This is a genomic window from Vibrio sp. YT-16, from assembly GCF_033337405.1.
GTDB lineage: Bacteria > Pseudomonadota > Gammaproteobacteria > Enterobacterales > Vibrionaceae > Vibrio > Vibrio alginolyticus.
This window is the reverse complement of record NZ_JAWOQQ010000024.1, coordinates 20415-33720: the sequence shown is the minus strand read 5'-3', so window position 1 is coordinate 33720 and position 13306 is coordinate 20415. Positions and strand designations below refer to the sequence as shown.

The window sequence follows — 13306 nt, the reverse complement described above, 5'->3', positions numbered from 1 at the left end:
ATCGATAGCTCAAGTTTGGGGTTTTAGCACCACCAGCGGGTTATTGAGTCGCACTTTGGGAGAGAATATGCAGTTAACTAGTTTCACTGATTATGCGTTGAGAACCTTAATTTTCTTGGCTTCGTTGCCGGAAGATGAGTTAACCAGCATTACCGAAGTGACGGATTTATTTGGTGTGTCGCGCAACCATATGGTTAAAGTTATCAATCGGTTAGGGCAGTTGGGTTATGTCCATACCGTGCGCGGAAAAAACGGTGGTATCCGGCTGATGAAGCCAGCGTCTGAAATCACAGTCGGTGGTGTTGTGCGCGATTTAGAGCCGTTAGATTTAGTCAACTGTGGTGTGGATTTTTGCCATATTACCCCTGCTTGCCGCCTCAAAGATAAATTGGCGAAAGCAAAAAGTGCCTTCCTGGCGGAGTTGGATGATTGCACGATTGAATCCTTGCTCAGTGACAATTCTGAACTTTTGATCTTGCTGGCTCGTCCTTAACTCATTTGCATGCCTAGAGTCGATCTCGATCATTCTTTTTTCAAAGCAATTCTGTAGCTTATCGAGAGACTCAGATATACTAGCCATATACCTTCCTTGCTAGATAGGCGTGCCTATGTCAGACAATATTCCAAACGATCCTTTTGCAGATCGTGAATCCAAAAATTACGAAAATCCAATTCCAAGCCGAGAGTTTATCATCGAGTTTCTAGAGCAAGCGGGCGTTCCAATGAATCGTAACGACTTGTTTGAGGCACTAAAGCTTGAGGGCGAAGAGCAATACGAAGGGTTGCGTCGTCGGCTACGTGCGATGGAGCGAGATGGCCAACTGGTGTTTACCCGCCGTCAGTGCTATGCATTGCCTGAAAAACTTGAAATGGTGAAAGGTTACGTGATTGGTCATCGTGATGGCCATGGTTGGGTACGTCCAGAAGGCAGCGTCGGCAAGGATGATGATATTCTGTTACCGCACCATCAGATGAAGAACATCATCCACGGTGATTTTGTCTTAGTGCAACCTACAGACAACAGCAAGCGCGGCCGCCGTGAAGGACGTTTGGTGCGTGTGCTAGAGGAGCGTAATGATCAAATCGTCGGTCGTTTCTTCCTTGAATATGGATACTCCTACGTTGTCCCAGATGACTCGCGTATCAGCCAAGATATCCTGATCCCAAATGAGCACAAAGCGGGTGCACGCATGGGTAACGTAGTCGTAATTGAAATTACTGATCGTGGCTCACGCTCACGCGGCATGATGGGTAAAGTGGTTGAAGTCCTTGGTGAAAACATGGCACCAGGTATGGAAACACAAATTGCGATTCGTACACACCAAATCCCTCACGAATGGCCAGAAGCCGTCGATAAACAAATCGAAAACTTAGGCGAAGAAGTACCAGAAGAAGCGAAAGTTGGTCGTGTGGATCTACGTGATTTGCCACTAGTGACTATTGACGGCGAAGACGCACGAGACTTTGATGATGCCGTTTACTGTGAAAAGAACAAAGAAGGTGGTTGGCGTTTATGGGTAGCGATTGCTGACGTCAGTTACTACGTTCGTCCTGACTCTGCGTTGGATAAAGAAGCGATCAATCGTGGTAACTCAGTATATTTCCCTTCGCAAGTTGTGCCAATGTTGCCAGAAGTACTGTCGAACGGTCTATGTTCGCTTAACCCGCAAGTAGATCGCTTGTGTATGGTGTGCGAAATGACCATTTCCGATACAGGTAAGCTGTCTGGTTACAAGCATTACGAGGCGGTGATGAACTCGCACGCTCGTCTCACATATAGCAAAGTGAGCGCGATTCTAGAAGGGGATGAAGAACTACGTGAGCGCTACCAGCCGCTTGTTTCTCATCTAGAAGAGTTGCACAAGATGTACAAAGTGCTGAAAGAAGCACGAGATCAACGCGGTGCAATCGAATTTGAAACCGTTGAAACCAAATTTATTTTCAATGCGGAACGTAAAATCGAAAGCATTGAGCCAGTAATTCGTAATGACGCGCATAAGATCATCGAAGAATGTATGATTTTAGCCAACATTGCTTCGGCATCGCTGGTAGAAAAAGCGAAAGAGCCCGCGCTTTATCGTATCCACGAATCTCCAGGTGAATTACGCCTGCAAGGTTTCCGTGACTTCTTAAGTGAACTTGGTCTTGAGCTAAAAGGTGGTTTAGAGCCTTCACCAACGGACTATGCTGATCTCGCACGTCAAATCTCCGGGCGTCAAGATCAAGAGTTGATTCAGACCATGCTGCTACGCTCAATGAAGCAAGCGGTATACAACGCAGATAACGCGGGGCACTTTGGGTTGGCATTGAAACGCTATGCGCACTTTACGTCGCCAATTCGTCGTTACCCTGACTTGTTACTTCACCGTGCAATCAAGTATCTGATTGCTAAAGAAGAAGGTCGTAATCAAGATCGCTGGACACCAACAGGTGGCTATCATTACTCGTTTGACGACATGGATTTTTACGGCGAACAATGTTCGATGACAGAGCGCCGTGCTGATGATGCAACACGTGATGTTGCGGATTGGCTGAAGTGTGAATATATGCAAGACCACGTCGGTGACGAACTAGACGGTGTTATTGCTAATGTCACTAGCTTTGGCTTCTTTGTACGTTTAACGGATTTGCACATCGATGGTTTGGTACATATTTCTACCCTTGCGAACGACTACTATCAATTTGACCCGATTGGTCAACGACTTATTGGTGAAAGTTTCGGTAACATCTACCGCTTAGGTGATGCAGTAAAAGTAAAAGTACTGGCTGTTAACCTCGATGATAAGCAAATTGACTTTGAATTGGTCGAAACAAGTCGTAAGCTACGCGGCGAAGGTAAGACTGCGAAGAAACGCGCAGCGGAAGCAAAGCGCAAAGCGAAAGATAAAAAACGCGCTGCGACTCGCTCTTCATCGAAGGAAGGTGGCGCGGCTCGTGCAGTTCCTGCGATAGAGCCAACTAAACGCCCAGAAGAAACGGGCGCAACGAGTAAGCGTAATGGCCCAAAACGTGGTGACGCCGAAGGCAACGAGAAGCCTAAAGTGAAAAAAGCACGTAAAAAGAAGCCGCACAGTAAGCCGAAGAAAACCAAGCGCACTAAAAAAGAAGCGCAGTAGTAGGTTGAAGCGCCAACTTAGTTCAAACTTGGTTGGCGCAGGCAATACGACCAGAACAACAGGTTAAACAATGAGTAACGAATTTATCTACGGCATTCACGCAGTGAAGGCGGTATTGGAGCGCGAACCAGAGCGTTTTATCGAGGCGTACGTTTTAAAAGGTCGTCAAGATGATCGCCTAATGCCAATCCTAAATGATCTTCAGGTTTGTGGTGTTTCTATTCAGCAGATGACACGTAAAACTTTGGATGACAAAGCGCGCGGTGCAAATCACCAAGGCATCATCGCTCGTGTGAAACCAGCGAAGCAGCTGAATGAGAACGATATAGATGACATCCTGGCGCAGCACGAATCACCACTGCTATTAGTGTTAGACGGAGTGACCGATCCACACAATCTTGGTGCGTGTTTACGTAACGCAGATGCGGCAGGTGCTGCGGCGATCATCGTACCGAAAGATCGTTCTGCGCCAATGAATGCGACGGTAAGTAAAGTCGCTTGTGGTGCAGCTGAAGTCGTACCATTGATCCGAGTAACGAACTTGGCTCGTACTATGCGTACATTGCAAGAGAAAGGCATCTGGTTTGTTGGTACTGCGGGTGAAGCAACGCACGACATCTACCAAGCCAAACTGACTGGACCCCTTGCTATCGTAATGGGGGCAGAAGGTGACGGTATGCGTCGTCTGACTCGTGAAACCTGCGACGATTTGATTAAGATCCCAATGGCTGGTAGCGTTTCAAGCTTGAACGTATCTGTGGCATCCGGCATCTGTTTGTTTGAGGCAGTTCGTCAGCGTATTGCTGCAAAGTAAGTGCTAAATAAGTTAATAAACAAACAGTTACTGCAAAGTTAGACATAATGATAAAAACAAAGGATGGGGTGCCATCCTTTGTCGTTTTCACCGATTTATAAATAAAAATCCTCAGGGAAGTTATGACTCAACAAGACATTAAATTCATCGCCTTCGATCTAGATGGTACTTTGCTTGATAGCGTGCCAGATCTAGCTGTCGCGGCAGACCAAGCAGTACAGGCGCTTGGCTTTCCATCGGTTTCAGAAGAACAAGTTCGTGATTACGTGGGTAACGGTGCAGACGTGCTTATTGGTCGCTCATTAAGCCAAAGCCTGACCATCAACCCGGAGCTGAGTGAAGAGCTTCGTGCTAAAGCGCGTGTATTGTTTGATGATTACTACGAGCAAAGCGGTCACAAGCTAAGTCATCTTTACCCAACGGTAAAAGAGACACTAGCAGAGCTGCACAAAGCGGGCTTTGTTATGGCGTTGGTGACCAACAAACCTTCAAAGTTTGTGCCTGACGTTTTGGAAAAGCACGACATCGCAAAATACTTCGTTGATGTCCTTGGCGGTGATGCATTCCCAGAGAAAAAACCAAACCCAGTAGCATTGAACTGGTTGATGGAAAAGCACCAAACCCAACCAAGTGAAATGCTGATGGTTGGCGACTCGAAAAACGATATTCTCGCAGCAAAGAATGCAGGCTGTGCCTCATTTGGTCTGACATATGGTTACAACCACGGTGAACCTATTTCAGCATCAAATCCAGATTTCGTCGCTGACAGTTTGGCAGAATTATTGGACGTTGTAGCGGTTTCTGCATAACGGCTACAAAAGAGCTTCCAAAATACTCGTTAATGAGTACACTGAGTAAACCGTGCACCTATTACTGCACGGTTTTTTTCATTTAATTAGATTAAGAAGTCAAAGGAATCATTCTAATGAGCAAACCCATTGTATTGAGTGGTGTTCAACCTTCAGGTGAACTAAGTATCGGTAACTACTTGGGTGCTCTACGTCAATGGCAGCAGATGCAAGACGATTATGATTGCCAATATTGTGTGGTAGACCTTCACGCGATTACGGTTCGTCAGGACCCTAAAGCGCTGCATGAAGCAACTCTAGACGCACTGGCAATTTGTCTGGCAGTTGGTGTTGACCCGAAGAAGAGCACGCTATTTGTTCAGTCACATGTACCAGAGCATGCTCAATTAGGTTGGCTTCTTAACTGCTACACTCAAATGGGTGAGCTGAGCCGTATGACTCAGTTTAAAGACAAATCGGCACGTTACGCGAATGACGTAAACGTCGGCCTATTTGACTACCCGGTGTTGATGGCGGCTGACATTTTGCTTTACGGTGCACACCAAGTACCTGTAGGCAGTGACCAGAAGCAACATCTAGAATTAGCGCGCGATATCGCAACGCGTTTCAACAATATTTACTCGCCAGAGCAGCCAATCTTCCAAGTTCCAGAGCCTTACATTCCGACAGTAAATGCGCGTGTAATGAGCCTTCAAGACGCAACGAAGAAGATGTCTAAATCTGATGACAACCGTAAGAACGTTATCACGCTGCTGGAAGAGCCTAAGTCGATCCTTAAGAAGATCAACAAAGCGCAAACCGATACCGAAACGCCACCAAGTATCCGTCATGATATCGAGAACAAGGCGGGCATTGCTAACCTAATGGGTCTGTACTCTGCGGCGACAGGCATGAGCTTCGAAGAGATTGAAGCGAAGTACCAAGGCGTAGAAATGTATGGCCCATTTAAGAAAGATGTTGGTGAGGCAGTTGTAGCAATGCTTGAGCCAATTCAAGCAGAATATCACCGTATTCGCGCTGATCGTGCTTACATGGACGAGGTAATGCAGCAAGGCGCTGAGAAAGCCTCGGCACGAGCGGCTGAAACGCTTAAGAAAGCATACGAAGCAGTAGGTTTTGTAGCTCGCCCATAGTTGCTAAGAACGAATACGAAAAAGCTCCACTTTGGTGGAGCTTTTTTTATGCCTGTATTACTGAAATGGTGTGTCTTTCATACAGCGTTCCATGTCGTAATATTCAACACGTCCTCGAGCCCCTAGAAAGGCAGACTTCACAACCATGCCTCTATCAATGAAGTAACTAAGCTGTACGCATGATATATCGTAGCTGAGTTCTTTAATTCTCGCTGGAATCCAGTAGGTTCCTGGCGTTCTTAGACGCTGAGTAAAGGTAATAACACCCTCGTCACTGACTTCTAGCTCTTCAATACCATCCAGTTCATTTTTGGCTGATTCGATGATGTCTTGATTCGCCGTAGGTTGAAGTGGCTCACTGGCGGTCAACTGACACCCCGCTATCAAGCCAAGTAGGGAGAGAGCTAGCACACTGCGTTGAATTTTTTTCATTTGTCGTTCCTGGGTTTACAGCTAATGAGATCTTATTGTCTCGCGCAGGTGTTATATCTTTTGTGTATGTTTTTGGCTAGTGAGTAATGAAAAGTTATTGAATAAATCATGAAAACTTTGAAGTATGAGAGGCCTGTATAAGAGAGAACGAAGCGAGTAATAGATTCTTGGGCTTGAACAGTGATACAAGTGAAAATTAAAGCATTCTAAATTAGTGACTAATTATATTTTTTATTTGTAACAGGAACGGTTGGGTTAATAAGCAACTCAACAAGTGATGTATTTTCTACTCCTTAACATGAATTGAAAAAGTAAACTGAGTAATCAATCTAAATTCTGATTTGTTTATCAATAGCGCTCTGTATTTATTACAAAAAATGTTTGAATGGGATGCTCTGGCATATTTTCTTATATTCACATGTGATTCATTTCACGGCTTTAATTACTCATTCTTATTTATTTCATAAATAAACCTGATATTAGACGCAAATGGCAGGCTCTAACCAGAGCTAAGTTTGCATTTACATAAATATCAGGTATGACAATGGACACGTTAATCAAACCCTCAATACTCGCATTAACCATCGCCAGTGCACTTAGTGCAAACGCGAACGCAGAGATTATTATTTCCCAATACGTAGAAGGCGGCGCTTATAATAAAGCGGTAGAGATCGCTAATACGGGTGATACTGCGGTGACACTCACTGGCTACGAGTTGGCGAAATCATCAAACGGTGGTGGTACTTGGGGTAGCACATTCGACCTTAGCCAAGTGATGCTACAAGCTAACCAAGTGTATGTACTGGCGCATGGTGACGCGAGCGATACCATCAAAGCTATCGCGGATATTACAGATAAAAGCGTCGCGAACTTTAACGGTGATGACCCGATCGCACTGCTTAAAGATGGTGAAGTACACGACATCATCGGTGTGATGGGTGACGTAGATTTTGGTAAAGACACCACATTAGTTCGTAACAGTGATGCACTAACCCCTTCTGCTACTTATGATGCATCTCAGTGGACGGCATTTGAGAAAGACAACATTGACGGCCTTGGTGAGCTAAATGCGACTGAGCCACCAGCACCATTCGCTTGTGAAGTAGACGGTCAGCAACCTAACTTCACTACCATCCAAGATATTCAAGGTGAAGGCGATACGTCTCCATTCATTGATGGTTACCCATACATTACTGACGAAGATCATTTCGTAACTGGTGTCGTGACTGCTGTTACCACTGGCCTAACCAAAGGTTTCTACCTACAAGCACTAGAAAGTGATAACAACGACAAGACCTCAGAAGGTTTGTTCATTCATACCGATGCGGCAGACACGGAGCTAAAAGCTGGTGACGTTGTTTGTGTGAAAGGTAAAGTTCAAGAGTACTACAGCAATACTCAGCTAGCTTCTGATGCTAACAGCTATGTGAAAACAGGCACCTCTGAAACCCCTCGAGTTACCGATCTTGTTATCAAAGAAGGTGAGACACTACGTGATGCGCTAGAGCGTCATGAAGGCATGCAAGTTGAGTTGACCTCGGCAAGTGACTTGTTTGTAACTCGAAACTTCTCTTACGACTACGATTCACGTCGTAACAATATGATGCTCTCTCATGAAGCGCCATTGTTAAAGCCGACTCAATTACACGCGGCAGAGAGCGATGCAGCCGTTGAGCTAGCAAAAGACAACGCAGCGAACCGCGTATACCTAGAATCAGATGGCAAAGCACCAAACGGCCAAGTCCCATACTACCCAGATTTTGCTAAAGATGCAGATCAAGATGGCTCTTCAGAGCAGCACATTCGCCTTGGTTCTCGAGTAGAAGGTCTACAGGGTGTCGTGGCTTACAGCTACAACGAATACCGCCTGATTGCGACAAATGAAGTCAATAACACCAACTTCGTGACTTCAGGTGAAGGCTTCGACGTGGCTCGTAAAGATGCCCCAGCGATTGCGGACTCAGATTTGCGTATTGCAAGCTTCAACGTACTGAACTACTTCAACTCCGTGGCTGACAGTGGTCATGAAAACCCAACCGGACAAAACCGTGGTGCGACTAATCTAGACGAATTCCTGATCCAGCAAGCGAAAATCGTTGCGGCGATGAACAAGATGGACGCAGACGTTATTGGTTTGATGGAAGTCGAGAACAATGGCTTTGGTGATGGCAGTGCTATCCAAAACTTAGTTGATGCCCTAAATGCTGAGATTGATGACGCTGAAGATCATTACACGTATGTCGAAATCGAAGAGCAAGACAAATACCAAGACGAATACTTTGGCAGTGATGCGATCATGGTGGCGATTTTATATCGTGCTAACGCAGTAACGCCAAAAGACGCTGCAAAAGTGATCATCACGCCAGAGCAGCACATTGCAGAAAACACAATTACTCGTAAAGAGGGCACAGAAAGTAACCCTGCTTACGATAAGTACCAACGACACAGTCTACTTCAGACCTTTACGGTGAAAGAGACGGGTGAAGATTTGTCTATTGTCGTAAACCACTTTAAGTCGAAAGGCTCTGAGTGTATTGAAGAGTGGATTGCTGGTGTAGAAGATTCTGAGCCAGCGGATCTGCAAGGCAACTGTAACAACTTCCGCGTTTCTGCTGCGCACGCAGTGGGTGAAGCGTTGAAAGAGGTGAAAGGCGATGTATTGCTCATGGGCGATCTCAATGCTTATGGCATGGAAGACCCACTTCTGACACTGACTGATTACTCGAAAGAGAAATACGGCCGTGACATTTATACTGCTGCTTACACAACCATTGGTGATGGTGAACTTCAAGTAGAGAAGACCAAAATTGAAAAAGGTTACGGTCTGCACAATTTAAACACGTTGCTGCACGGCACTGATACGTTTTCTTACACCTATTCGGGCGAGCTGGGTAATTTGGACCACGCATTGGCAAGCAGTAACCTAGCGCAAAAAGTGGTAGCAATTGAAGATTGGCACATCAACTCACTAGAGAGTAACTTGTTCGAATACAGCAGCAAGTACACCGGTGATATGCCGAAGTACAAAGATGCGTTCTCTGCCTCTGATCACGATCCAGTGATCATCGCGATTGATTTACCAGATGATGACATCGATTTACCGAAAGCAGGTGACAACTTAGCCGTCGATGTCCGTTTACCACCAACGGCGGTTGTAGGTGATATTGTTACGGTGAACTTAACGCCATCCACACAAGCGGCTGCGGCAAGCAGCGATACGAAAGCTTACTCGGCTAGCCAAACCTTAGTTCAAGCTGATATTGATGCGCGTAGCGTGAATATTGAGTTTGAACAAACGCCAGAGCAAGGTAATTATCAGTTAGAAGAGAAAGTGACTGACTCGACAGGTAATATCGTGAAGTTTAGCTCTGTTCGTGATGTTTCAATGACGCAAACTGAAACTGGAACAGAAGGGTCGAAGGATTCAGATGGTGGTTCGTTTGGTTTTGGCGCGCTATTTGCGCTGCTAGGTCTCGGCTTATTCCGCCGTCGCCGCTAAGCGAATTTATTTCCTGATAAACCTTTCCTAAATAGCTGTAAAGACCAAAGGCCAGCCTATGCTGGCCTTTTTATTCAGCAAAAACTTGCCTTTCTTGCTTGGTATAGCAAAATACCGCCCTTGATTGTCACGAACGTGGCGATTCACTACGTAAGCATTGCCAAAACGGATTGGAGCAACCGACCCTTTATGTTGTTGATCATCGATAACTACGACTCTTTTACCTACAACCTTTACCAATACTTCTGCGAGCTTGGTGCAGACGTAAAGGTGGTGCGTAACGATGAAATCGATATCCAAGGCATTGAGGCGCTCAACCCAACTCATTTGGTGATCTCGCCAGGGCCATGTACGCCGAACGAAGCAGGTATTTCACTGAAAGCGATAGAACACTTCGCTGGTAAGCTTCCAATATTGGGTGTTTGCCTTGGCCATCAAGCGATAGCGCAAGTGTTTGGGGGTGAAGTGGTACGTGCACGACAAGTGATGCACGGTAAGACCTCACCGATTCGTCATAACGGTCGTAGTGTGTTTAAAAATCTGAATAACCCACTCACGGTAACCCGTTATCACTCTCTTGTGGTGAAAAACGGTACTTTACCCGACGTGTTTGAACTGACTGCATGGACAGAACTGCCGGACGGAAGCATGGATGAAATAATGGGTTACCAACATAAAGCCTTGCCAATTGATGCGGTGCAGTTCCACCCAGAATCAATCAAAACTGAGCAAGGTCACGAGTTGCTTGCGAACTTTTTAGCACGCAAAGCGATCTGATCGCGATCACTTTTCTTAACAAATCATTCATCTTTTTGCTGAGGTGAGCGGATTGCAAAACTATGCGATTCTCTCGAGTCTCTTTGTCTATTCATGTCTTTTTAAACCTTCTATCCCCTGTATTACATAACATTTATAAAAAATCACTTCTCTATTTTACTTTCTTGATGCATAAATAGTCATAAGCAGTGATTAATGGAAGTTGCTTTCGAGAACGAAAAGAATAAATCACTATTGAAATGGTTAATTAAATGTAAATACAATGCCGCAATAGCTTAAATGCAAAACATTATTTGCTGGCAAAGAGAGCCGGTTAAATTCGCTTATCTGCTACGCATGCGGTATCAAGAAGGAATGTGCAATGACAACGGAAATTAAAGTAGAGCGCGGTTTATTCGATGAGGTAATGGTACCTTGCTATAACCCGATGGAAATGATCCCTGTTAAAGGTGAAGGTTCACGTGTTTGGGATCAGGAAGGTAATGAATACATCGACTTTGCTGGTGGTATTGCAGTGAGCTGTCTTGGCCATTGTCATCCAGTAATGGTAAACGCACTAACAGAGCAAGCTAACAAGCTTTGGCACTTAAGTAACGTTATGACGAACGAACCAGCCCTTCGTCTGGCGAAAAAGCTAACAGAAGTGAGTTTTGCTGAGCGTGTGTTCTTTGCTAACTCTGGCGCAGAAGCAAACGAAGCCGCTTTGAAGCTGGCACGTCGTTATGCAGCAGACGTTCATGGCACTGAGAAATCTGAAATCATTGCATTCAAACAAGGTTTCCACGGTCGTACATTCTTTACCGTAACGGTTGGTGGCCAAGCGGCATACTCTGACGGCTTCGGTCCTAAGCCAGGCGACGTGACACACCTTCCTTACAACGATATCGAAGCTTTACAAGCACACATGTCTGATCGTACTTGTGCGGTCATGATGGAGCCACTACAAGGTGAAGGCGGCATCGTGCCACCAACGCCTGAGTTCGCTCAAGCGGTTCGCGAGCTGTGTGACAAACACAACGCCTTACTGATCTTCGATGAAGTGCAAACTGGTAATGGCCGAACAGGTAACTTCTACGCTTACCAAGGTTTAGGTATCACGCCAGATATTCTAAGTACTGCGAAATCACTTGGTGGCGGTTTCCCAATCGGTGCAATGCTAACGACAGCAAAATTGGCAGAGCACATGAAAGTGGGCACTCACGGTTCTACATATGGCGGTAACCCACTAGCGTGTGCGGTTGCAGAAGCGGTTGTAAATGAAGTCACTAAGTCAGAGGTTTTGGCTGGTGTACTAGAACGCGAAGCAATGTTCCGTGAAGGTCTAGAGAAGATCAACGCGAAGTACAACATCTTCTCAGAAGTGCGCGGTCAAGGCCTATTACTTGGCGCTGCACTAAATGAAGAATGGCAAGGCCGTGCGCGTGACGTGCTGGTTGCTGCAGGTAAACAAGGTCTCATGGTATTGGTTGCGGGTGCCAATGTCGTACGTTTCACACCATCACTCGTTATCACACAACAAGAAATTGAAGAAGGCTTGGCGAAACTGGATAAAGCGATCGCGACTTTAGTTTAAGCGCGATATCAGTTTAAACGTCAACGCAGACACCCCCGTCAAGGATCTCTGATGGGGGAATTGTTCCTACAATATAGTTAGGATCTTCTTGCATCTGGAGGGAGTATTGATGCTAGTAGTTCGCCCTATCGCGATGTCGGATTACGACGCACTGCACACTTGTGCGGTGGAGTCTGGTCACGGATTTACATCTCTACCGGTTAACGAAGAACTGTTAACCAATCGAATCAAACATTCAGAGTACAGCTTTGGTAAGCCAGATGTGGCAGAACCAGGCGATGAAGGCTACCTGATGGTTGGCTTTGACTCTGAAACGGGTGAGGTTGCGGGTACCACCGGAATCGAAGCATCTATCGGCTGGGATGTCCCATTTTACTCATATCACATTAGTAAAGTTGTGCACTCGTCGCCAAAGCTTGGCGTTAACAACGTCGTTAAACTGCTTACTTTTGGTAATAACTACACTGGTAACAGCGAAATTTGTACCTTGTTCTTGCGTGAGAAATTCCGCCAAGGTCTGAATGGTCGTCTAATGTCGAAGTGTCGTTTCCTAATGATGGCAGAGCACCCAGAGCGCTTCTCTGAAACGATCTTTGCGGAGATGCGTGGCGTTTCAGACGACGAGGGTAATTCACCATTCTGGCAATGGCTTCAAGAGCATTTCTTCTCTATCGATTTCACGCTTGCAGATTACCTGACAGGTATCGGCAAGAAAGGCTTTATCGCCGACTTGATGCCGAAACTGCCTATTTACATCAATCTGCTCAGCCCAGAAGCGCAAGCCGTGATTGGTCAAGTACATGACAACACGCGTCCTGCGCTGAAGCTGCTTGAGCGTGAAGGTTTTACCAACCGAGGCTACGTCGACATCTTCGATGGTGGCCCAACGGTTGAGTGTGATCTGCGTAATATTGAGTCGGTACGTCATTCATTCCGCGCGCAAGTCAAAATCTCTGAACATTCCAGCACACAAGACTTCTTGATGTGTAATTCATCTTTCGAGAACTTCCGTGCGACAGTCACTAAGGCGGCGTATGACGCAGAGACACAGAGCGTAATGATCGCACCAGACGTTGCGGATGCACTTTCGGTTGAAGAAGGGGATTTCGTTCGCCTTCTTCCGCAGTAACAGACGACAGAATTTAAGGATAGA

Annotated in this window: 10 protein-coding genes; 9 read left to right on the top strand and 1 reads right to left on the bottom strand. The window is 45.9% G+C overall.

Going from position 1 to position 13306, the window contains the following annotated elements:
• Positions 1-67 precede the first annotated feature (67 nt).
• From nsrR to trpS, 5 genes are all read left to right on the top strand, one after another.
• The gene (nsrR, locus tag R7F07_RS23170; RefSeq protein ID WP_005381392.1) at positions 68-493 is read left to right on the top strand and encodes a nitric oxide-sensing transcriptional repressor NsrR; all 426 of its coding nucleotides are present in this window, start codon (positions 68-70) and stop codon (positions 491-493) included.
• A gap of 115 nt (positions 494-608) precedes the next feature.
• Positions 609-3116, top strand: coding sequence for a ribonuclease R (gene rnr / locus R7F07_RS23165; RefSeq protein WP_017821742.1), 2508 nt, complete (start codon positions 609-611; stop codon positions 3114-3116).
• Positions 3117-3186: 70 nt separating this feature from the next.
• Positions 3187-3930: a 23S rRNA (guanosine(2251)-2'-O)-methyltransferase RlmB gene (gene rlmB, locus R7F07_RS23160; RefSeq protein ID WP_005381395.1), complete on the top strand. Its 744-nt coding sequence runs from the start codon at positions 3187-3189 to the stop codon at positions 3928-3930.
• Positions 3931-4052: 122 nt separating this feature from the next.
• Complete coding sequence (locus tag R7F07_RS23155) at positions 4053-4739, top strand: phosphoglycolate phosphatase (RefSeq protein WP_017633734.1); 687 nt, start codon at positions 4053-4055, stop codon at positions 4737-4739.
• A gap of 116 nt (positions 4740-4855) precedes the next feature.
• Positions 4856-5872 (top strand): tryptophan--tRNA ligase, encoded by a 1017-nt coding sequence (trpS, locus tag R7F07_RS23150; RefSeq protein ID WP_005381398.1) that lies wholly within the window; start codon positions 4856-4858, stop codon positions 5870-5872.
• A gap of 57 nt (positions 5873-5929) precedes the next feature.
• Here trpS and R7F07_RS23145 read toward each other — a convergent pair whose 3' ends face one another.
• The gene (locus R7F07_RS23145; protein ID WP_005381401.1) at positions 5930-6304 is read right to left on the bottom strand and encodes a hypothetical protein; all 375 of its coding nucleotides are present in this window, start codon (positions 6302-6304) and stop codon (positions 5930-5932) included.
• 544 nt (positions 6305-6848) lie between these two features.
• Between R7F07_RS23145 and R7F07_RS23140 the strand changes: the two genes are divergently transcribed.
• The 4 genes from R7F07_RS23140 (at position 6849) to astA (ending at position 13282) form a co-directional block, all read left to right on the top strand.
• Positions 6849-9803: an ExeM/NucH family extracellular endonuclease gene (locus R7F07_RS23140; protein ID WP_171343384.1), complete on the top strand. Its 2955-nt coding sequence runs from the start codon at positions 6849-6851 to the stop codon at positions 9801-9803.
• Positions 9804-9992: 189 nt separating this feature from the next.
• Positions 9993-10580, top strand: coding sequence for an aminodeoxychorismate/anthranilate synthase component II (locus R7F07_RS23135; protein ID WP_031780782.1), 588 nt, complete (start codon positions 9993-9995; stop codon positions 10578-10580).
• A gap of 361 nt (positions 10581-10941) precedes the next feature.
• Positions 10942-12153 (top strand): aspartate aminotransferase family protein, encoded by a 1212-nt coding sequence (locus R7F07_RS23130; protein WP_171343385.1) that lies wholly within the window; start codon positions 10942-10944, stop codon positions 12151-12153.
• A gap of 109 nt (positions 12154-12262) precedes the next feature.
• A complete protein-coding gene (astA, locus tag R7F07_RS23125) occupies positions 12263-13282 on the top strand; it encodes an arginine N-succinyltransferase (protein WP_005381422.1) in 1020 nt (339 codons plus the stop codon).
• The last annotated feature ends 24 nt before the right edge of the window (positions 13283-13306 follow it).